General features: G+C 63.9%; 18 protein-coding genes. 9 read left to right on the top strand and 9 right to left on the bottom strand.

The features are described from left to right. Nucleotides 1-70: 70 nt before the first annotated feature. On the bottom strand, nt 71-1,420 hold the full coding sequence (miaB, locus tag QD172_RS05850; RefSeq protein WP_279855242.1) for a tRNA (N6-isopentenyl adenosine(37)-C2)-methylthiotransferase MiaB: 1,350 nt from the start codon (nt 1,418-1,420) through the stop codon (nt 71-73). Nucleotides 1,421-2,231: 811 nt separating this feature from the next. Here miaB and QD172_RS05845 point away from each other — a divergent pair. Together QD172_RS05845 and tmpT are read left to right on the top strand one after the other, a co-directional pair. Continuing rightward, on the top strand, nt 2,232-2,918 hold the full coding sequence (locus QD172_RS05845) for a TIGR04211 family SH3 domain-containing protein (protein WP_307722825.1): 687 nt from the start codon (nt 2,232-2,234) through the stop codon (nt 2,916-2,918). A 70-nt stretch (nt 2,919-2,988) separates the two neighbouring features. Beyond that, entirely contained in the window at nt 2,989-3,672 is a 684-nt protein-coding gene (gene tmpT / locus QD172_RS05840; protein WP_279855217.1) for a thiopurine S-methyltransferase, read from the top strand. A gap of 139 nt (nt 3,673-3,811) precedes the next feature. Here tmpT and QD172_RS05835 read toward each other — a convergent pair whose 3' ends face one another. The 3 genes from QD172_RS05835 to ggt all read right to left on the bottom strand — a co-directional run bounded on the left by QD172_RS05835 (nt 3,812) and on the right by ggt (nt 7,640). Then, nucleotides 3,812-4,414 carry a YajG family lipoprotein gene (locus QD172_RS05835; protein WP_279855216.1) on the bottom strand — a complete coding sequence of 201 codons (603 nt, stop codon included), beginning with the start codon at nt 4,412-4,414 and terminating at the stop codon, nt 3,812-3,814. A gap of 157 nt (nt 4,415-4,571) precedes the next feature. Beyond that, entirely contained in the window at nt 4,572-5,837 is a 1,266-nt protein-coding gene (locus tag QD172_RS05830) for an MFS transporter (protein ID WP_279855215.1), read from the bottom strand. A 132-nt stretch (nt 5,838-5,969) separates the two neighbouring features. After that, nucleotides 5,970-7,640 carry a gamma-glutamyltransferase gene (gene ggt, locus QD172_RS05825; RefSeq protein WP_279855241.1) on the bottom strand — a complete coding sequence of 557 codons (1,671 nt, stop codon included), beginning with the start codon at nt 7,638-7,640 and terminating at the stop codon, nt 5,970-5,972. 368 nt (nt 7,641-8,008) lie between these two features. Here ggt and rpe point away from each other — a divergent pair, with 368 nt between their 5' ends. After that, nucleotides 8,009-8,716, top strand: coding sequence for a ribulose-phosphate 3-epimerase (gene rpe, locus QD172_RS05820; protein ID WP_077373074.1), 708 nt, complete (start codon nt 8,009-8,011; stop codon nt 8,714-8,716). Nucleotides 8,717-8,723: 7 nt separating this feature from the next. Continuing rightward, nucleotides 8,724-9,080: a GIY-YIG nuclease family protein gene (locus QD172_RS05815; RefSeq protein ID WP_077371413.1), complete on the top strand. Its 357-nt coding sequence runs from the start codon at nt 8,724-8,726 to the stop codon at nt 9,078-9,080. Nucleotides 9,081-9,159: 79 nt separating this feature from the next. On the opposite strand, the gene QD172_RS05810 is transcribed toward QD172_RS05815, so the two are convergent. Continuing rightward, nucleotides 9,160-10,461, bottom strand: a complete 1,302-nt coding sequence (locus tag QD172_RS05810; RefSeq protein WP_077371416.1) for an NAD(P)/FAD-dependent oxidoreductase — start codon at nt 10,459-10,461, stop codon at nt 9,160-9,162. 466 nt (nt 10,462-10,927) lie between these two features. Here QD172_RS05810 and QD172_RS05805 point away from each other — a divergent pair, with 466 nt between their 5' ends. The 5 genes from QD172_RS05805 to trpC all read left to right on the top strand — a co-directional run bounded on the left by QD172_RS05805 (nt 10,928) and on the right by trpC (nt 16,077). Next, a complete protein-coding gene (locus QD172_RS05805) occupies nt 10,928-11,575 on the top strand; it encodes a phosphoglycolate phosphatase (protein ID WP_077373077.1) in 648 nt (215 codons plus the stop codon). Nucleotides 11,576-11,682: 107 nt separating this feature from the next. Beyond that, on the top strand, nt 11,683-13,170 hold the full coding sequence (trpE, locus tag QD172_RS05800; RefSeq protein WP_077373081.1) for an anthranilate synthase component I: 1,488 nt from the start codon (nt 11,683-11,685) through the stop codon (nt 13,168-13,170). A gap of 322 nt (nt 13,171-13,492) precedes the next feature. Beyond that, nucleotides 13,493-14,128, top strand: a complete 636-nt coding sequence (locus QD172_RS05795) for an aminodeoxychorismate/anthranilate synthase component II (protein ID WP_077371419.1) — start codon at nt 13,493-13,495, stop codon at nt 14,126-14,128. A gap of 75 nt (nt 14,129-14,203) precedes the next feature. After that, nucleotides 14,204-15,250: an anthranilate phosphoribosyltransferase gene (gene trpD / locus QD172_RS05790; RefSeq protein WP_084209260.1), complete on the top strand. Its 1,047-nt coding sequence runs from the start codon at nt 14,204-14,206 to the stop codon at nt 15,248-15,250. Next, on the top strand, nt 15,250-16,077 hold the full coding sequence (trpC, locus tag QD172_RS05785) for an indole-3-glycerol phosphate synthase TrpC (RefSeq protein WP_279855213.1): 828 nt from the start codon (nt 15,250-15,252) through the stop codon (nt 16,075-16,077). Before trpD ends, trpC begins: the two co-directional genes overlap by 1 nt. A gap of 175 nt (nt 16,078-16,252) precedes the next feature. Here the strand turns inward: trpC and QD172_RS05780 are convergent, their stop codons facing one another. From QD172_RS05780 to QD172_RS05765, 4 genes are all read right to left on the bottom strand, one after another. Then, nucleotides 16,253-17,062: an HAD-IIB family hydrolase gene (locus QD172_RS05780; protein WP_084209799.1), complete on the bottom strand. Its 810-nt coding sequence runs from the start codon at nt 17,060-17,062 to the stop codon at nt 16,253-16,255. A gap of 55 nt (nt 17,063-17,117) precedes the next feature. Continuing rightward, a complete protein-coding gene (locus QD172_RS05775; protein ID WP_279855212.1) occupies nt 17,118-17,903 on the bottom strand; it encodes a DeoR/GlpR family DNA-binding transcription regulator in 786 nt (261 codons plus the stop codon). A gap of 7 nt (nt 17,904-17,910) precedes the next feature. Continuing rightward, a complete protein-coding gene (locus tag QD172_RS05770; RefSeq protein WP_279855210.1) occupies nt 17,911-18,702 on the bottom strand; it encodes a glycerophosphodiester phosphodiesterase family protein in 792 nt (263 codons plus the stop codon). 180 nt (nt 18,703-18,882) lie between these two features. Beyond that, nucleotides 18,883-19,992 (bottom strand): sn-glycerol-3-phosphate import ATP-binding protein UgpC, encoded by a 1,110-nt coding sequence (locus QD172_RS05765; protein ID WP_279855209.1) that lies wholly within the window; start codon nt 19,990-19,992, stop codon nt 18,883-18,885. Nucleotides 19,993-20,118 lie beyond the last annotated feature (126 nt).

The raw sequence follows: 20,118 nt of genomic DNA, 5'->3' as shown, positions 1-20,118 counted from the left end.
CGGCCAACGTGGCTATCCGCTGGATAGTGGGGGCTGATGGCGCCTCGTCAATCCCTGGAGCGACGAGTGATCAATAGCGATAGGGAGAGGCGAGCTCGCCACGCAGCGAATTGGGATAGGCCTCGGTGATCTCGACATCCACCAGGTAGCCGATCAGCTCGGTCGGGTTGGCGGCGCGGAAGTTGACCACGCGATTGTTCTCGGTGCGCCCGGACAGCAGGCCCGGATCACGCGGCGAGAACCCGGAGACCAGAATGCGCTGGGTGGTGCCGACCATCTTGCGCCCGATCTGCATCGCCTGCTGATTGATGCGATCCTGCAGGATCATCAGGCGCTCCTTCTTCACCTCCTCGGGCGTATCATCCTCGAGGCTGGCCGCCGGGGTGCCGGGGCGCGCCGAGTAGATGAAGCTGAAGGAGTGATCGAAGCCGATCTGGCCGATCAGGTCCATGGTGTCCATGAAGTCCTGATCCGTCTCGCCCGGGAAGCCGACGATGAAGTCGGAAGAGAAGCTGATGTCCGGACGCAGCGCACGGATGCGCTCGAGCTTGTCGATGTAGAGATCGCGATCGTGGCCACGCTTCATCGCCGCCAGAATGCGGTTGGAGCCTGACTGCACCGGTAGGTGCAGGTGGCTGACCAGCTCGGGGATCTCGCCGAAGGCCTCGATCAGCGAGTCCTTGAACTCCAGCGGATGCGAGGTGGTGAAGCGGATGCGGTCGATCCCCTCGACCTGCGCCACGCAGCTGATCAGCTCGGCCAGGTCGATCTCCTCGCCCAGCAGGTTGAGGCCGGCGTAGGCATTGACGTTCTGGCCCAGCAGATTGATCTCGCGCACACCCTGGTCGGCCAGATGGATGACTTCATCCATCACCTTCTCGAAGGGGCGGGAGACTTCCTCACCACGGGTGTAGGGCACCACGCAGAAGGTGCAGTACTTGGAGCAGCCTTCCATCACCGAGACGAAGGCGCTGGCGCCGTCGCTCTTGGGCGCGGGCAGGTTGTCGAACTTCTCGATCTCCGGGAAGGTCACGTCGACCACGGAGATCTGCTTGAGGCTCTCGCGACGCGTATTGAGCATCTTCGGTACGCGGTGCAGGGTCTGCGGGCCGAAGACCATGTCCACATGTGGCGCGCGCTTGCGCAGGTTGTCGCCTTCCTGACTGGCCACGCAGCCGCCGACACCGATCACCAGGTCCGGATTCTTCTCCTTGAGCTTCTTCCAGCGTCCCAGCTGATGGAACACCTTCTCCTGCGCCTTCTCGCGGATGGAGCAGGTGTTGAGCAGGATGACGTCTGCCTCGGATTCGTCGCTGGTGACTTCCATCTGGTGCGATTCGCCGAGCAGATCCGCCATGCGCGCGGAGTCATACTCGTTCATCTGGCAGCCGTGGGTCTTGATGAAGAGTTTCTTCGCCATTGCCTTGTGTGAACGCTCTGAGCTGCGCGCCGAACCTTCGTTCACTCCCGGCTCTCGACACCTTGGGTGGCGGAGGGCTTGAGAAGTGGTCAGGAAGAAGGGGCGCGACTTGTGATGAATGAGCCCCGAGGCCTTAGCCTGGCGGGAATCGAGGGCGTGGCAGCCTTGAGACGTGATGCTCACTGCGTGCCTGAGCCGAAATCAGGACGGCATAGTATAGGAGTCTGACGGGCATGCGGCCAGCCCTCAGACCGTGGCGGCCCCTGCAAGCTCTGGGGTTTCTCATGGAAATGTCGGGGGCGGGACGGGAGTGGCGAGAGGCTTGCACGCATGGCTTCAGGCTGAGGGTGGCTGTGGTATCCTCACGGGCAGATTGGCGACGTCCGCGTGTGATATCCGTCTCAAGCCCGTGTTGCAGGGCAAACAGGCAGCTGTCAATAGCTTGATTTATTGAGGTTTTCATGCCGACAGTGGCGGCACTGGTGCTGGTCAAAAAATAAACGATTTGTTGGCGAGGCAGGCATTTCGCCGTGCGCGGACCTTCCATCGTCACGTTGTCCCAAGACTTATCCACAGAAAGTGTGGATGTCTGATGACAGCGAAATATCTACTACGTCCCAGCGGTATAGTGATGTCAGGCAGGAAGCCTCGCGTCACGCAACCTGTCAGACAGCGCATGGGCAGATCAAGGCATGTCACGGCATGCCGACAAGCGGTCGACGGTGTTCGGCAGATGCGTTCGGAAGCCTCGATTCCGATGCCTGCTCGTCAGCGGCGACCACCGCCCTCAGACACCCATGAAGAACGCGACATGATGCGATCACTCACTCTCAGCACCTTTTCCCTTCGTTCACTCGGCAGCGTGAGCCTGCGCTCATTGCGCCGTGCCTTGCTTGGGCTTGGCGTCACCGGCAGCCTGATGCTGGGACTGTCTGCACCGCTGGCCAATGCCGCGAGCGAGCGTTGGGTCTCTGACAATCTCACCACCTTCGTGCGCAGCGGCCCCACCGATGGTTACCGTATCGTGGGCACGGTGGAGGCCGGGCAGCCGGTCGAGCTGCTCGACGTCCAGAATGACTACAGCAAGATCCGCACCGCCAGCGGTGACGTGGTCTGGCTGCCTTCCGCCGACCTTCAGGACACGCGCAGCGTCAATGCGCGTGTGCCGGCCCTCAGCAGCAAGGTCAAGGAGCTTACGGCCAGGCTCGATGGTATCAATGACGAGTGGGAAACCCGGGTCTCGGACATGAAGGCTGGCCTCGAGACGCGTCAGGCCCGCATCGAGGAGCTGGAAGCCTCCAGCAACAGCCAGTCCGCGGAGCTTGAGCAGGCCCGCAGCAAGATGCGCAAGATGCAGGCGCTGCTGGACACCCAGAAGCAGGACCTGCTGATGCGTTACTTCATGTATGGCGGTGGTGTGGCCGGTGCCGGACTGCTGGTCGGCCTGATCGTGCCGCACCTGCCGCGCCGCAAGAAGAAGCGTCACGGTTTCCTGTAATTCGTGAAGGTCTCCACTCGCCCGAGTGTCGCCGCACTCGGGCATCTCCAGATTCCAGGAGGGCTCTCCCATGTCAGCAGATGACCCCGTGTCAGCGTTGATGTCAGGCAATGCCCCGGCCAGTGACCCCTGGCTTGCGCGTTGGGCCGAAGGCCGGATCGGGTTTCATCTGCCGGCGCCCCATCCGGCGCTGGAGCGCTGGTGGCCGCGTCTCGACGTCGCGCCCCAGGCCAAGGTGCTGGTGCCGCTGTGTGGCAAGAGTCTGGACATGCGCTGGCTGGCGACTCAGGGGCATCCGGTGCTGGGGATCGAGCTTGCGCGTCAGGCCTGTGAGGCCTTCGTGGCCGAGGGAGTCGGGGATGTCTCGCGCTATCGACTGGATCACTTCGAATGCTTCCGTCAGGGGCCGGTCGAGCTGTGGTGCGGAGACTTCTTCCACTTCCACATCGATCATGTCGATCATCTCGATGCCTTCTATGACCGTGCGGCGCTGATTGCACTGCCCGAGGCGACTCGCCAGCGTTATGCCTTCCATCTGGCTCAGCTGTTGCCGCCCGGCGCTCGCGGCCTGTTGATCAGTCTCGAGCGTGACACGGAACGTGAGCAAGGGCCGCCGTTTCATGTCTCGGAGGCGGAGATCCGGCGGCTGTTGGGCGCCAATTTCACGCTGGAGGTGCTGGAGCGCCGTGCGCCGGATGATCGTGGTCTGCGCGAGACGGTCTGGGCGCTGGTGCGCAAGGGGCCCAGAGAGTGATTGACTGATCCACCTCGCCGCGATGCCTGGCGGGTCTGCCTCATCTCGTGAAACGCCACCGCCGCCCATTGGGCGGCGGTGGCGTTTTCGTTGGGCGAGCAGGTGGTGCGGGGCTGCTGGACGCGTCTCCCGAGTAGACTTACTGGTCCAGCTGGCGGATCAGGGTGGTGTCCTGGAAGGCGCGTGTCAGGGCATCCCCGATCACCAGAGAGACCAGTTCGGTATTCTTCTCCTGGCTGGGCTTGAGGGCGTAGCCCTGATCACGCGTGGCGGTATAGCTGCCGGTGTAGCGCTGCTTGCCGGAGACCGTGACCGCCTGGATCACTCCGTTGAGTGCCGCGGTGTCGGTGAGCAGACCGCCGCGCTTCACGCCATAGGCCAGCTCGGTCAGCGAGAGGGTCAGTTCGGTGGCACCGGCATTGGCCTGCTCGGCGGTCACCGGCACGAAGCCCATGCGGCGCAGGGCGCTGATGGCCTGTGCCTCCAGCTTGGGCGTCAGATCGCCGGTCGGGACCACCAGATAGCTGGAGGCGTTGGTGGCACCATCACGGGTGCCGATGCGCTCAGAGGGTCGCTCGTCGCGCACTTCCACCACCACCTGCTGGCCATGGCCGACCACCCCCATCTCGCCAACCTGCGGGTTGACGTACAGGCGTTGCGGGCTGGTGCCGCAGGCGCTGAGTAGCGCGGTCGTGGCCATCAAGGCCACGCTCATGCAGGTAATACGCAGGTGTCGCATCATCGTTCGGGCTCCCGGGCCGGTGGCCGGTCAACAGTGGAAGGATCACGAGAGCCGGCTGAATGGCAGGCTCCCGGATTGATGGGCGCGAGTATAGGGTCAGATCGCGCCGGGTGAGTAGTGGAAATTCTGGCTCATGGCTGTTCCCGTTCGGCGACGCTCACTGGCCGGGCGGCACCCGGCGCGTCAATGCCAGCAGCCCCAGCAAGGGGCCGGGCAGAATGCTCAGCAGCAACAGGCTGCCCTGTGCGGCGATCAGCGGGGTCAGCAGGGCGATCGAGACCAGTGACAGGCTGAAACCGATGGCATTCATCAAGGCCAGCGCACTGGCCTGCAGCTCGACGGGCGTGCCGCCGGCCGCCAGCGCGGAGAATTGCGGGGAATCGATCACGGCCATCAGACTCCAGAGCGCCAGCAGGCCCAGCAGCAGGCCATAGCCGGCCTCGAGTTGCATGGCACCGACGAACAGCAGGGTGAGGATCACCGAGCCCGCCAATCCCAGGCGCGCGACCCACAGACTCCCGCGGGTGCGCGACAGCCAGCCTCCGACCACGCAACCGGGCCCGCCCACCGCGATCACCATGAAGCTGTGCAGCGCCAGTTGCGTGGCCGAGAGTGAGAGGCCGTTGAGTCTGGCCATGGTCGTCAGCAATAGCGGCACCAATGCCCACAGCGTATAGAGCTCCCACATGTGGCCGAAGTAGCCCAGCGCGCCGCGCACGAAACCGGGATGACGCCAGGCGGCCAACCCTCGTGTCGCGCGGGCAAGCAAGGATGTCTGCGTCGAGGCAGGCGCTGGTGCGGGCGGGGCGACAGCGGGCAGCAAGGCCACCAGTCCGGCCCCGGCCACGGCCAGCAGCGAGGCCATGCCGATCGCCGCCCCCCAGGGAAGCGAGAAGCTGCCACTGAGTTGCAGGGCAGCCAGGCCATGTGGCAGCGAGGTGCCCAGCACCAGCATGCCGACCAGCCAGGCCAGTGCAGCTCCGGCGCGGTCCGGGGCCGTCTGTACCATCAGCTTGAGCCCGATGGGATAGATGCCGGCCAGCGCCAGGCCGGTCAGCACGCGCAGCGCCGAGGCACTCAACAGCCCCGGCGCGAGGATGAGCGCCAGGTTGGTCAGCGCCCCCAGCAGGCACGAAGCCATGAACAGGTGGCGTGCCGCGAAGCGGTCTGCCAGTCCCGCCAGCCCCAGGGTCAGGGTGCCGACGATGAAGCCGCCCTGTACCGAGGAGGTCAGTTGCCCCAGAGCGCCAGCGCTCTCGCCGGCAAAGTTCCAGCTCGCCAGCATTGGCGTCAGCACGGCATTGGGCGTGAACCACAGGCTGGTGCCGAACAGCTGAGCCAGCGCGATGAGGGCGACGGGGTAACGGCTGGCCAGTTGCCGCCAACGGGCATCGGCCGAGGAAAGAGACTTTGAGGAGGACAAGAGAGCACCTGGTTGAGCGCGAGCGACATGAAAACGGGCGACACCGTGGAGTGTCGCCCGTATCGCAGGTCCTGACCAGTCAGGCAGATGACGCATCGCTCAGAGCGTCAGGCGCAGCGCGAGTGGCCTCGCTCAAAGCCCCATGGCCGAGGAGGTGGAGCGGCGCGGGTCGGCACCGCCATAGAAGGTGCCGTCCTGGATCATCACGGACTGGATGGCCCCCATGGCGTCCTTGGTGACGACCTTGTGGCCCATCGCCTCGAGCAGGCGGATGGTGTCCTGACTGATGCCCGCCTCGATGCGGATCTCATCCGGCAGCCACTGGTGGTGGATGCGCGGAGCGCTGACCGCCGACTGGATGTTCATGCCGTGATCGATCACGTTCATCAGCACCTGAAGCGTGGTGGTGATGATGCGCGAGCCGCCGGGGCTGCCGGTGACGAGGAAGTTCTTGCCATCCTTCATCACGATGGTCGGGCTCATGGAGGACAGCATGCGCTTGCCCGGCTCGATCTTGTTGGCGACGCCACCGATCAGGCCATAGGCATTCGGCACGCCCGGCTTGGCCGAGAAGTCATCCATCTCGTTGTTGAGCAGGAAACCTGCGCCATCCACCACGATGCCGGAGCCGTAGCTGAAGTTGATGGTGTAGGTATTGGAGACGGCCAGGCCATTGCCATCGGCGATCGAGAAGTGGGTGGTCTGGTTGGATTCATAGGGCTGCGGCTTGCCGGGCTTGATCTCGCTGGACGGCGTGGCCTGGTTCATGTCGAACTGGCCGCGCAGCTCCTTGGCGTAGTCCTTGGAGGTGATGCCGGCCAGCGGCACATCGACGAAGTCGGTGTCGCCCAGATACTCGGAGCGATCGGCGTAGGCACGGCGCATCGCCTCGGCCATCACGTGGATGGTGGCGGCGGAATTGAAGCCCATCGCCTGGATGTCGTCACCCTCGAGCATGTTGAGAATCTGGACGATGTGCGCCCCGCCGGAGGAGGGCGGGCTCATCGAGAAGATGTCGTAGCCACGGTAGGTGCCATGGACCGGCTCACGGATTTCCGGCTCGTAGGCCTTCAGGTCATCCATCGTCATGATGCCGTCGTGTCGATCCATCTCGGCGACGATCAGCCTGGCGGTCTCTCCTTCATAGAACTCGCGCGGGCCATTGGCGGCGATACGCTTGAGCGTCGCGGCCAGCTCCGGCTGCTTGAACAGCTCGCCAGCTTGATAGTTGCTGCCATCCGGCTTGTAGAACACCTTGGCGGTGCTGTCCCACTTGGCGAGGCGGTCCTTGGCATCGCTCAGCCCCTTGGCGAAGCGGGTCGGGATGACGAAACCGTCTTCCGCCAGCTTGATGGCCGGAGCCAGTGCCTGCTCGAGCGTCAGGGTGCCGTAGTCCTCCAATGCCTTGGCAAGACCGGCCACGGTGCCGGGGACGCCCGCAGCGCGATGCGTGAAGCGAGACCACTCGGCCACGGCTTCGCCATTCTCGTTCTGGAACATCGTCTCGCTGGCCGCAGCCGGAGCTTTCTCACGGTAATCGATGGCGACCACCTTGCCGGTCTTCTCATCGGACACCAGCATGAAACCGCCGCCCCCGATGTTGCCGGAGCGGGGTTGGGTCACGGCCAGCGCGAAGCCGGCCACCACGGCGGCATCGACGGCATTGCCGCCTTCCGCCAGGACATCACGTGCGACCTGTGAGGCCAGGTAATGGCTGGTGGCGACCATGCCATGCTTGCCTTCCACCGGATGGAAACGCTCGCCTTCCAGAATCGCGCTGCTGTCCGCGAAGGCGGCCGGCATCGCGGTGGGCAGCAGACCTGCCAGAGGCAGCAGTGCCGCCGCGGCGAAGGTCTTCAGACGCTTGCGTGCTGCACAAGGGGTGTCGAACATGAGTGGTAGTCCCTTTATCGTTATTGGAGTCGCTGCATGGCGTCGGTGACGCGCGCGCCACGTGCTGTCGTGAGTCGCATCGGGAGTGGCTACCCAGACGAACCGTTTTACTATCAGATGCTAATGCACCAATTTCAACCTCGATGACGACGGCGTCCGTCGCGCAGAGGGGAACGCAAGCGCTGGTGCCGGGACAGCCTGACGCTTCACACAGTGCCTGTCTTTTGTGAGAGGGTGACGTAAAATGCCCCTTCCACTTGCTGATGGCGCCTGATGACATGTCTGATCTACTGCCGAATGATTTCAAGATTGCCCCGTCGATCCTGTCTGCCGACTTCGCCCGCCTGGGGCAGGAAGTCGAGGATGTGCTGGCGTCCGGTGCGGATATCGTGCACTTCGACGTGATGGACAATCATTACGTGCCCAACCTCACCATCGGTCCGATGGTGTGCAAGGCGCTGCGCGACTATGGCATCACGGCAGAGATCGATGCGCACCTGATGGTCACCCCGGTGGATCGCATGATCGGTGACTTCGCCGAGGCAGGCGCCAGCTTCATCACCTTCCATCCGGAAGCCTCCGATCACGTCGATCGCTCGCTGCAACTGATCCGTGACGCGGGCTGCAAGTCCGGCCTGGTGTTCAATCCGGCCACGCCGCTGTCCTATCTCGATTATGTGATGGACAAGGTCGACATGATCCTTCTGATGAGCGTCAATCCGGGCTTCGGCGGGCAGTCCTTCATCCCCGGAACGCTGGACAAGCTGCGTGAAGCGCGCCGGCGCATCGATGCCTCCGGCTACAACATCCGTCTCGAGATCGATGGTGGCGTGAAGGTCGACAACATCGCCGAGATCGCGCGTGCCGGGGCTGACACCTTCGTCGCGGGTTCCGCCATCTTCAATGCGCGCAGCGACAGCGATGCCAACCGCTATGACAGCGTGCTGGCGAAACTGCGTGCCGAGCTTGCCAGCGTGCGTGGCTGATCCGGCCATGCCGGAAGCGACTGTGCCGGAAGCGACTGTGCCGGGAGAACCGCGTGTCGCGGACGCGGCGGCGCAGACGGGCGAGACGTCATCCGAGTGGTGGCTGTATGTCCTCGAGACGGCCCAGGGGCGCCTCTATACCGGCATCAGTACCGATGTGACGCGTCGCCTGAGCGAGCATGCCGGCGGCAAGCGGGGCGCGCGTGCCCTGCGTGGCAAGGGGCCCTTGACGTTGTGTTATCAACAGGCGGTCGGGGATCGCTCGCGGGCACTCAAGCTCGAGTACCGCGTCAAGCAGCTGAGTGTCTCCGCCAAGCGGCGCCTGATTGCCGGCGAACTGACGCTTGAGAGCCTGCTCGGGTAAGTGCCTGAACGCACAAGTGCCTGAACGAAAACGCCCCCGACGGAGACCGTCGGGGGGCGTTTTCGTTCTGAACAGGTGATCAGTGCAGCTTCATCTTCGGACGCAGGTAGCGATTCAGGCCATCCACGATCACGGTCATGCCGGTCTTGATCACGCCGTGGATCGCCATCTGGTGCATGCGATACAGCGAGGCGTAGAAGAACTTGGCCAGGCGGCCTTCGATGAACAACGAGCGTGCGGAGGCGCCGCGCATCAGCGAGCCGACGGCATCGAAGTGCGCCAGCGAGATCAGCGAGCCGTGATCCTTGAACACGAATTCCTTCAGCGGCTTGTTGTCCATTGCCGCACGCAGATTCTTGACCATCAGACTGGCCTGCTGGTGAGCGGCCTGGGCGCGTGGCGGCACGCGCTTGTCATCCGGCTGCGGGCAGCTGGCGCAATCGCCGAGCGCGAAGATGGCGTCATCGTCGATGCTCTGCATGGTCTGGTGGACCTTGACCTGGTGGTTGCGCTCGGTGGACAGGCCCAGCTCCGACAGGAAGGACGGCGCTCGGATACCGGCGGCCCATACGCTCAGATCCGCCTCGATCAGGGTGCCATCGGCCGTGGTGATGCCGCGTTCGTCGGCGCAGGTCACGCGGGTGTCAGTGTGGATGTCCACACCGAGTCGGGTCAGCTCCTTGGCGACCGGCTTGCCGATGCGCTCCGGCAGGGCCGGCAGGATGCGGGGAGCGGCCTCGATCAGATGCACCTTGACCTGGCGATCCTCCAGCGAGGAGAAGCCATAGCTGTGCAGCATCTTTGAGGCATCGAACAGCTCGGCGGACAGTTCGACCCCGGTAGCGCCGGCGCCGATGATGGCGACGTTGAGCTGCTGACGCTCACACTTGTCGCCATTGGCGCTGAAGCGCAGGAAGGTGTCGAGCATGTCGCGACGGAACTTCTCGGCCTGCTGCGGGCTGTCCAGGAAGTGACAGTGCTCGGCGACGCCCTGGGTACCGAAGTCGTTGGACACGCTGCCCAGCGACAGCACCAGATAGTCATAGCTCAGGGTGCGCGAGGGCAGCAGTACGGTGCCGTTGGCATCGTGGATGGCCGCCAGTGTCAGCTGCTTCTCTTCGCGCTCCAGGCTTTCGAGAGTCCCGCGTTGGAACTTGTAGCCGTGGGCCTTGGAATGGCCCTGGTAGGACACCTCATCAAGACCGGAATCCAGCACGCCGGTGGCCACTTCGTGCAGCAGAGGCTTCCAGATATGCGTGGAATTGCGATCGATGAGGATGATTTCGGCTTTCTTCTTGCGACCCAGCTTGTGGCCAAGCTTAGTGACAAGTTCCAGACCGCCGGCGCCACCGCCGACAACCACGATGCGGGGAATAGCCATGGAGAGCTCCTGAGAGTGACAAGATCGAAAAGGACAAGCAGAAACTGGCTGTCGCCGGAGCGTCGGGTTGCGCGTTTTTTCGTTGTCACTGGCGCCACACCCGGAGGGACGGTCGACTGAATGGCGCTATGGTAACGTGACCGCTGGCGTGCTAATAGTGGCAGGGTGAAGGAATGTAATTTTTTTACGGATTTTTCCAACAAAACAGATGAAACCATGCGTTGCGTGGATGAATGGCGGACGATTCTCGTCCCGTGACAGCCGGATTCAGCGAGTGATCTCAGGAGGCCAGGTGAGCGAAAAGACGGTAATGCAGACTTCCGACGAGGCGTCTGTCCAGACCGCGTCTCATTCCACTTCCACGCCCTGCGATACCGCGCGTGGCGGGGACGCTCTCGGGCCCCGACCCGAGCAGGTACAGAGCCTCGATCACGGGCTGGCGCATCCGGCATTGCGGGGCATCAAGATGGTGGCCTTCGATCTGGATGGCACCCTGATCGACTCGGTGCCGGATCTTGCCAACGCGATCGACAGGATGCTGGTCGATGAAGGCTTGTCGGCACTCGGGGAAGACCGCGTGCGCGACTTCGTCGGCAATGGCGCGCGGGTGCTGGTGGAGCGAGCGCTTGAGGCGCATGGTCTGGCGACGGATGATCTGACGCGGGTCGAGCGCGCGCATCAGTGCTTCCTGGCGCATTACGCCGCGGACCCCAGCTCGCGTACACGGCTATATCCTGGTGCGCGTGACTGTCTGGAGGGGTTGCATCAGGCCGGTGTGGTCGTGGTGCTGATCACCAACAAGCCGGAAACCTTCATCGAACCGCTGCTCTCGCATTTCTCGCTGGCGGAACACTTCGCGCTGGCGTTGGGCGGCGACAGTCTGCCGACGCGCAAGCCGGACCCCGCGCCGTTGCTGTTCGCGGCCGAGCGCCTGGGGGTCGCGCCGCGGGAGGCGTTGATGGTCGGGGATTCACGTCACGATATCGCGGCAGGTCGCGCCGCCGGTTTCCGGACGCTGGCGGTGCCCTACGGCTACAACCACGGTGAGCCGATCGCGCGCAGTCATCCGGATCACATCGTCGAGTCCCTTGCCGAGCTGGTCGTCGCAGGCTGAGCCTGCCAGACAGCGCTGCCGCCACCGGCACGCGATGATAGACTGACGCCAGACAAGCCGGTCGCGTACCGGCAACGCCCCCTCCGTGGAAGGAACTGCAGGTCATGATGACCCCACAACACTTCGCTGAACTGGCCGAGGCAGGCTACAACCGCATTCCCGTTACTCGTGACGTGCTGGCGGACCTCGACACACCGCTGTCCACCTATCTCAAGCTGGCTGACATGCCGTGGACCTTCCTGCTGGAGTCCGTGCAGGGCGGCGAGAAGTGGGGGCGCTATTCGATCATCGGCTTGCCGTGCCGTGAGCGCATCGAGGTGCGTGGTCAGGTCGTGGCGCATCTGGTCAATGGCGAGCAGACCGGCATGACCGAGGTGGAAGATCCGCTCGAGTGGATCGAGCAGTTCCAGACGCGCTTCCGGGTGCCGGTCATCGAGGGCGCACCACGCTTCAATGGCGGGCTGGTCGGCTACTTCGGCTATGACACCGTGCGCTACATCGAACCGCGCCTGCGGGGCGTCGAGAAGCCGGACCCGCTGGGCGTGCCGGATATCCTGTTGATGGTGGCCGACGAGCTGGTGATCTTCGACAATCTCTCTGGCCGCCTGACGTTGCTGACCCATGCCGACCCCGAGACACCCAATGCCTTCGAGGCAGCCTGTGAGCGTCTCGAGCGCCTCGAGATCCAGCTGCGCAGCGCCACGCTGAATACCGTCAGCCCCGGCACCGGCGGTGATCCGGTCCAGGAGACCGATTTCACTTCCGGCTTCACCGAGGAAGGCTTCAAGGGCGCGGTCGAGAAGATCAAGGAATACGTGCTGGCCGGTGATGTCATGCAGTGCGTGCCGTCCCAGCGCATGTCGATTCCCTACCGTGCCGCGCCGTTGGATCTCTATCGTGCGCTGCGCAGTCTGAATCCCTCGCCGTACATGTTCTTCTTCAATCTGGATGATCATCACGTCATCGGCTCGTCGCCCGAGATTCTCTCGCGTCTCGAGGATGGTGAAGTCGCGGTGCGTCCCATTGCCGGGACGCGCGTACGCGGTGCCACCGAAGAGGAGGATCTGGCGCTCGAGAAGGATCTGCTCTCGGACCCCAAGGAAATCGCCGAGCACCTGATGCTGATCGACCTGGGCCGCAACGATGCCGGGCGCATCAGTCAGACCGGTAGCGTCAAGGTGACGGACCAGATGGTGGTGGAACGCTACTCCCACGTCATGCACATCGTCTCCAACGTCACCGGCAAGCTGAAGGAAGGGCTGGGGCCGATGGACGTGCTGCGTGCCACCTTCCCGGCGGGCACGCTGTCCGGCGCGCCGAAGATTCGCGCCATGGAGATCATCGACGAGCTGGAGCCGGTCAAGCGTGGCATCTACTCGGGTGCGGTGGGCTATCTCTCCTGGCACGGCAACATGGATACCGCGATCGCGATCCGTACCGCCGTGCTCAAGGATCAGGTGCTTCACGTCCAGGCCGGTGCCGGGGTGGTCGCGGATTCCGTCCCGCAGTCCGAGTGGGACGAGACCCTCAACAAGGGGCGCGCACTGTTCCGTGCCGTGGCGATGGCGGAGCGGGGCCTGGACAACCTGGACTGATTGCCGCGCCATGCACGACAGGGAGTGGCCCGGCGGCCTTGCGGGGCCGCTCCCTGCAATGTCGCATGTGATTGACACTCCCAACGGCTCAACGCACTATTGACCCATGACGCTACGTAACCCGCACGACCTCAACCAGCAGTGGTGGCGCTCCTGACATCGGGGCGGCTTTCGCATGTCTGAAGTTCGAGGACGTACGACCAGAAGAATGCCGCCGACCAGGGCGGCATTTTTGTTGCTGGACGGCGGGAACGACACCAAAGGAGGGCGGGCAGGCCGGTGAATCACGGCACGGATCCGCTCCCGAGAATGGACACTGACCATGCAGGCATTCACTTCGCAGGACGCCAGCGCGCCACGCGTGCTGATGATCGACAACTTTGACAGCTTCACCTACAACATCGTCCAGTATCTGAGCGAGCTTGGGGCCGAAGTGCTGACCGTGCGCAATGACGCCATCACGCTCGAGCAGATCGAGGCGCTCGGTGCCACGCATCTGGTGCTGGGGCCGGGGCCGTGCACGCCCAATGAGGCCGGGATTACCCTGGACGTCATCCGTCACTTTGCCGGCAAGCTGCCGATCCTGGGGGTCTGTCTCGGCCATCAGGCCATCGGTCAGGTCTACGGTGGCAAGGTGGTGCGTGCCCCTCAGGTGATGCATGGCAAGACCTCCGCCGTCCATCACGACAACAGTGGCGTCTTCGCCGCGTTGGCCGAGCCGCTGGAAGTCACGCGTTATCACTCGCTGGTCGTCGAGCGCGACAGTCTGCCTGAGTGTCTTGTCGTCACCAGCTGGACGGGAGACGACGATGTCACCCCGCAGCTGATCATGGGGCTGCGCCATCGCGAGCTTGATGTCGAGGGTGTGCAGTTCCACCCCGAGTCGATCCTCACATTGCAGGGTCATGAGCTTCTGGCTAACTTCCTGCGTCGCGGCGAGGTCGAGAAAGCCGCTTGAGCGGATGCAGATCGCAAGAGTCATATTTCATTTTCATGCGTCAGCCGCCGAGGCTGGCGTCTGCGGAGACACAACATGCAGATGCGTGAGGCGATTGGCGCCGTGATGCGCCGCCAGCACCTGAGCTACGACGACACTCATGCGGTCATGACGGCCATCATGACCGGCGAGGCAACCCAGGCGCAGATAGGGGCACTGTTGATGGCCCTGTCGATGAAAGGCGAGACTGTCGATGAGCTGGCCGCTGCCGCGCAGGTGATGCGTGAATTGATGACGCGAGTCACGGTGCGCGCCACCGATGCGGTGGACATCGTGGGTACCGGCGGAGATGGGGCCAATCTGTTCAATGTCTCCACTGCCGCAAGTTTCGTCGTGGCCGCCGCCGGTGGGCATGTGGCCAAGCATGGCAACCGCAGTGTCTCCTCGTCGTCCGGCAGTGCGGATCTGCTCGAATCGGCTGGCATCCATCTGGCGCTGAATGCCGAACAGGTCGCGCGCTGCATCGATGATATCGGGGTCGGCTTCATGTTCGCGCCCAATCATCATGCTGCCATGAAGCACGTGATCGGTCCGCGTCGCGAGATGGGGGTGCGCACCATGTTCAACATCCTGGGTCCGCTGACCAATCCGGCTGGCGCTACCCGTCAGGTGCTCGGCGTGTATGACCCCGCGCTGGTGCCGCTGATGGCCGAAGTGCTCAAGCGTCTCGGGGCCGAGCATGTGCTGGTGGTGCACAGCGATGACGGTCTGGACGAGATCTCGCTGGCGGCGCCGACCCTGGTCAATGAGCTCAAGGATGGCGAGATCCGCGAATACCGCATCGCGCCGGAAGACTTCGGTATCGCGCGCCAGTCGCTAGATTCGCTGGCAGTCGCGACGTCTGCCGACAGCTTGAAGCTGGTGCAGCAGGCGCTGCGCGGAGACGAGGGGCCGGCCAGCGATATCGTGGCGCTCAATGCCGGTGCGGCCCTGTACGTGGCCGGTATCGCAGACAGTCTCAAGGAAGGCGTCAATATTGCCGAGGACGTGCAGGCCAGCAAGCTGCCCTTCGAGAAGATGAAGGAGCTTGCCGATTTCACCCGTGTCTACGCCCAGGTCAATGATGAAGGAGCGACCCGCTGATGAGTACCGAGCAACAGACGACTGACAAGGCGCTGCCGACCATCCTGGCCAGAATTCTGGCGCGCAAGGAAGAAGAGATCGCCGAGCGCAGTGCGGCGGTGGGCGAGGCGGATCTTCAGGCGCTGATCGAGAAGCAGAGCGCGCCGCGTGGTTTCATCAAGGCGCTGACATCTCGGATCGATCGCGGTGAGCCGGCCATCATCGCCGAGGTGAAGAAGGCCTCTCCCTCCAAGGGCGTGATTCGTGAAGACTTCGCGCCGGCCGAGATCGCCGTGGCATATGAGCAGGCCGGCGCTGCCTGCCTGTCGGTGCTGACCGATGCCGACTTCTTCCAGGGGCATGAGGACTTCATGATCGAGGCGCGCGACGCCGTCTCGATCCCGGTGATCCGCAAGGACTTCATCATTCATCCCTATCAGGTGCTCGAGGCGCGTGCCATCGGTGCCGACTGCATTCTGCTGATCGTCGCGGCACTGGACGATGCACGCCTGAGTGCTCTGCATGATCAGGCGCGAGAGCTGGGCATGGATGTGCTGGTCGAGGTGCATGATGGCGAGGAGCTCAAGCGTGCGCTGGCGCTGGGGATCGAGCTGGTCGGAATCAACAACCGTGATCTGCGTAGCTTCGAGACCTCACTGGAGACGACGCTGGACCTGTTGACCGACATGCCATCGGGAGTGCGCGTCGTGACCGAATCAGGTATCCACACCCGTGAAGATGTGGCGAAGATGCGTGACCGTGGTGTCCACGGCTTCCTGGTGGGCGAGGCCTTCATGCGTTTCGAAGACCCGGGTGAAGGCTTGCGTGGGCTGTTCTTTCCACAGTAGGCAGTCTGTTCTTTGTTGATATTGTTATCTTTCAGACAACAAAAGCCCGTCTCGGAATGCCGAGGCGGGCTTTTTCATGTCGCCAGGTCAAGCTTGGTGAGCTCAGTTCGACGGGCTCAGCTCGAAGGACTCGGTCTGGCAGGCTCAGTACGACAAGTGCAGCCGCTCGGCAGTCTCAGTGTCCGCTGTCGATGGCCGCATGTGACCCGAGCAGGGCATCGGCGATTTCTTCGACCCCGGCGCCATGACCGTGGCGGGTCAGCCAGGCGGGCTCCCAGCCCAGCGCTGCACGATGCTTGAGGATATTGGCGACGCCCACGGTATGCCGGAAGGTAGCGAACATCGGCGCGTCATTGGGGGCATCGCCGACGTACATCACCTCCTGTTCCAGTTGCATGCGGTCCAGTCCGAAGGTCTCGGTCAGGACACGCACGGCCATGCGTGCCTTGTCGAAGTCACCCTGCCAGGCATTGATATGGATGGAGCTGGCACGCGCCTGAATGCCGGCGGCCGTGAAGCCGGCGATGATGGCGTGGATCTGTGCCTGCGACAGCGGGCTGACGGCCTGACAGTGGTCCACCGCGACATCCGCGTAGCGGAAGGGCTGGTCCTGGGCCAGTGCGGCCTGGGGGTGATTGAGCAGCAGCTGGCGCGCCACCGTCATCACATGGCGTTGACGCGCGCGCAGACGTGCTTCGTCCTCCCACCAGGTCGTGAGTATCCGCTGCCCCTGGCGCTGAAAGGCGAAGGCGCCGTTCTCCCCGATCACGGCGGCCACTGGCCAGGCCCTGGCGATATGATCGCACCAGCCGGCACAGCCGCCCGTGACCGGAATGACCTTGATGCCGGCTGCCTCCAGACGCTCGAGAGCCGCCAATGTCGAGGCATCGAGTCGCCCTTCCCGGGTGAGGGTGTCATCGATGTCGGTCAGCAGGTAGCGAATGCCGGACAGGGTGGTGGCTGGGCAGTGAGCGAAGGCTTGCATGGTGATTCCGATCATCCTCGTGAGCGGTGGGCCACAGGGGCGGGGGCTGAGTGATTCATTGGCGGTACATCACCTGCAGTGAGTGAGCCTCCGCCTCGGTCAACGCCATCTGGTGCTCGCTGGCGTGTGGGGGGCTGTCGGTGATCAGCAGATCGATATCGGTGAGCGGGCCGATCCGGCACATGGCGGCACGCCCCCACTTGCTGGCATCGGTGACCAGGATGCGGCGTCTGGCATGCCTGAGCAGGGCGCGACTGACGGCGGCCTCTTCAGGGTCGAAATCCAGCAGCCCCTCGGCATCCAGCCCGCCACATCCCAGCACGGAGATGTCCACCTGATGCCGGGTGAAGAAGGCCACGGTGGCGCTGCCGACCACATCGAGATCCCGAGGGCGAAGCTGGCCCTCGGCAAGCTGCACGCTGACATCCGGGTGGCTGGAAAGCGCTTGTGCCACCTGCAGGTTGTTGGTGATCACGCGCAGGCCGCGCCGGGCGATCAGTGCCTCGGCGACAGCCACCACGCTGGTGCCGATTCCCAGTGCCAGCGAGGCGCCATCGGCTATCTCGGCGACGACCTGGGCCGCCATGGCCTGCTTGGCCGGTCTTGCCAGCATGCTGCGCTGGGTGTGGCCCAGATTGTGTCCACCCAGCGGACGTTCGATGCCGCCATGACGCCGTCGCGCCAGTCCGAGATCACACAGCACGCCGAGATCGCGGCGTATGGTCTGCGGTGTGACCTCGAAGTCCACGGCCAGCGGCTCGACGCTCAACTGGCCGTCTCGCGCCAGGCGCTCGAGAATGCGCAGCTGGCGCGGGCTCAATGTCTCCAGTGACTGGCTCATGGCGATCTCACGATAAGGTGCGTTCGGTACAGGGAGACTGCGCAAGGTCCTGCTCGGAGAAGATACCGGGGTCATCGCTGATGACGGCACTGACCCCCCAGGCCCAGCGAGGGGAGAAGGCCGCGGCATCGTTGGGCGTGTAGCAGAGCAGCTTGCGCTGGGTGGCCGTGACGCGACTCGCCGCGACACGTGTCAGTGCACGCCAGTCCGCATGTACGGTGACTGCCTTCACGTCCTCGGCCAATGCCTCCCAGTCGTCGGGAATGGCGTCGTAGAGCAGCCCGATCATCACCTTGCCGTCACGTTCCCGGCTCATGCGCAGGGCTTGCGGGTCGAATGACGAGAGAATCAGCCGCCCGACGGGCAGCGCCTCGACCGCCATGGGCACGACTTTCTCGACCAGTGCTCGAGTGTCGTGCCCTGGACTCAGCTTGAGCTCGAGATTGAGCCCCATGCTCAGCGAGGCGATCAATGCCAGGGCTTCCTCGAGTGTCGCCATGCGTTCCCCGGCAAAGCGGGCACTGAACCAGCTGCCCACATCCAGCGCCCGGGCCGCTGCCAGATCCAGATTTCTCAGCCGTCCACGCCCATCGGAGCAACGATTGACGCTGGCATCGTGCCAGATGACAGGAGTGCCATCCTTGAGCAGCTGGACATCCAGCTCCACCCATTGGTGGCCGGCCTCATGGGCGGCGCGAATGGCGCTGAGCGTGTTTTCCGGTGCATAGGCGGACAACCCGCGGTGAGCGATGGCTATTGGCAATGCAAGCGATGTGCCGTGGGAGAAAGATGATGACATCGATGAACCTCGTTGGTGGATGGTGTCAGGCTCGACGCGTCAGGACGAGCACCCGGCGTGTCCTTGTTACCATCCGATGATGACGCTACGGGGGCAATCACTTTTGTGTGCATGTGCCTTTCGCGACAGGTTCCGCTCCAGGTTTCGCTGTGGCGACTCGTGCGCAGGCCAGGTGCTCCATCACTCGTGAGTTGTCAGGCGCTTGCCATCCGCACCGAACAGATGCGCGCGTGCAGGCGGAATGGCCAGGCGCAGGCATTGCTCCTCGGCGACGGCATGCTCGCCGTCCAGTCTCACCACCAGCGGCTCCGCCTGGCCGTCCAGTCGGCAGTACGCCAGGGTGTCCGCGCCCAGTGGCTCGACCAGCTCGATGCGGGCCACAAGCTCCGCGGCACCCGGTGGCAGCGGGCTGTCCGGCTGCAGAACCTCGAGATGTTCCGGGCGGATGCCCAACGTCAGTGCGGCGTCCATGGGAGTCGCCTCGTGTTCTCTGGCCGCCGGTCGCAATGCCAGGCGCGCGCCGCAGGGCAGCGAGAGGCCTGCCTCCGTACGGGTGGCGCTCAGGAAGTTCATGGCAGGCGAGCCGATGAAGCCGGCGACGAACTGGCTGGCGGGTCGGTCATAGAGCGCCATCGGCGTGCCGAACTGTTCGACGTGGCCGCCATTCATCACCACCAGGCGGTCTGCCAGGGTCATGGCCTCGGTCTGGTCATGGGTGACATAGACGGAGGTGACCTTGAGGCGCTTCTGCAGGCGGCGGATCTCGAGGCGCATCTGCACGCGCAGCTTGGCATCGAGATTCGAGAGCGGCTCATCGAACAGGAAGACCTGCGGCTTGCGCACGATGGCGCGCCCCATGGCGACACGCTGACGCTGGCCGCCGGAGAGCTGCTTGGGACGACGGTCGAGCAGCTCGGTCAGGCCCAGCAGTTCGGCGGCCTCGCTGACGCGGCGCTGGATCTCGTCCTTGGGCGTGCGACGGTTCCTGAGGCCGTAGGCCATGTTGTCGAACACGCTCATGTGCGGGTAGAGCGCATAGTTCTGGAACACCATCGCGATATCGCGCTCGGCGGGCTCCAGGTCATTGACGCGCTTGCCGTTGATCTCCAGATCGCCTTCGGAGACATCCTCGAGCCCCGCCAGGGTGCGCAGCAGGGTGGACTTGCCGCACCCGGAAGGGCCGACGATGACGATCAGCTCGCCCTCACCGAACTCCAGGTCGATGCCGTGCAGGGCCTGGTAGCCATTGGGGTACTGCTTCTTGAGCTGCTTGAGTGTCAGTGTTGCCATGAGATGAATATCCAAAACGGTGCCGTGACAGGCGTGAGAGCGGCCCATCACGGCGGAACGGAATCAGGTGGCCGGGCGCAAGGCGTCAGGTAAAAGGGGCGCGAATCACGAGGTGCCGGGGCGAGA

It is taken from the genome of Cobetia sp. 10Alg 146 (assembly GCF_029846385.1).
GTDB lineage: Bacteria > Pseudomonadota > Gammaproteobacteria > Pseudomonadales > Halomonadaceae > Cobetia > Cobetia marina.
Note: the sequence above shows the minus strand (reverse complement) of the source record. Positions and strands in the feature narration are given on the sequence as shown.

What these genes read in the sequence shown, in the direction of transcription:
- miaB (WP_279855242.1), bottom strand. Translation starts at nt 1,420, where the DNA reads ATGGCGAAGAAACTCTTCATCAAGACCCACGGCTGCCAGATGAACGAG.
- QD172_RS05845 (WP_307722825.1), top strand. Translation starts at nt 2,232, where the DNA reads ATGATGCGATCACTCACTCTCAGCACCTTTTCCCTTCGTTCACTCGGC.
- tmpT (WP_279855217.1), top strand. Translation starts at nt 2,989, where the DNA reads ATGTCAGCAGATGACCCCGTGTCAGCGTTGATGTCAGGCAATGCCCCG.
- QD172_RS05835 (WP_279855216.1), bottom strand. Translation starts at nt 4,414, where the DNA reads ATGATGCGACACCTGCGTATTACCTGCATGAGCGTGGCCTTGATGGCC.
- ggt (WP_279855241.1), bottom strand. Translation starts at nt 7,640, where the DNA reads ATGCCGGCCGCCTTCGCGGACAGCAGCGCGATTCTGGAAGGCGAGCGT.
- rpe (WP_077373074.1), top strand. Translation starts at nt 8,009, where the DNA reads ATGTCTGATCTACTGCCGAATGATTTCAAGATTGCCCCGTCGATCCTG.
- QD172_RS05815 (WP_077371413.1), top strand. Translation starts at nt 8,724, where the DNA reads ATGCCGGAAGCGACTGTGCCGGAAGCGACTGTGCCGGGAGAACCGCGT.
- QD172_RS05810 (WP_077371416.1), bottom strand. Translation starts at nt 10,461, where the DNA reads ATGGCTATTCCCCGCATCGTGGTTGTCGGCGGTGGCGCCGGCGGTCTG.
- QD172_RS05805 (WP_077373077.1), top strand. Translation starts at nt 10,928, where the DNA reads ATGGTGGCCTTCGATCTGGATGGCACCCTGATCGACTCGGTGCCGGAT.
- trpE (WP_077373081.1), top strand. Translation starts at nt 11,683, where the DNA reads ATGACCCCACAACACTTCGCTGAACTGGCCGAGGCAGGCTACAACCGC.
- QD172_RS05795 (WP_077371419.1), top strand. Translation starts at nt 13,493, where the DNA reads ATGCAGGCATTCACTTCGCAGGACGCCAGCGCGCCACGCGTGCTGATG.
- trpD (WP_084209260.1), top strand. Translation starts at nt 14,204, where the DNA reads ATGCAGATGCGTGAGGCGATTGGCGCCGTGATGCGCCGCCAGCACCTG.
- trpC (WP_279855213.1), top strand. Translation starts at nt 15,250, where the DNA reads ATGAGTACCGAGCAACAGACGACTGACAAGGCGCTGCCGACCATCCTG.
- QD172_RS05780 (WP_084209799.1), bottom strand. Translation starts at nt 17,062, where the DNA reads ATGCAAGCCTTCGCTCACTGCCCAGCCACCACCCTGTCCGGCATTCGC.
- QD172_RS05775 (WP_279855212.1), bottom strand. Translation starts at nt 17,903, where the DNA reads ATGAGCCAGTCACTGGAGACATTGAGCCCGCGCCAGCTGCGCATTCTC.
- QD172_RS05770 (WP_279855210.1), bottom strand. Translation starts at nt 18,702, where the DNA reads ATGTCATCATCTTTCTCCCACGGCACATCGCTTGCATTGCCAATAGCC.
- QD172_RS05765 (WP_279855209.1), bottom strand. Translation starts at nt 19,992, where the DNA reads ATGGCAACACTGACACTCAAGCAGCTCAAGAAGCAGTACCCCAATGGC.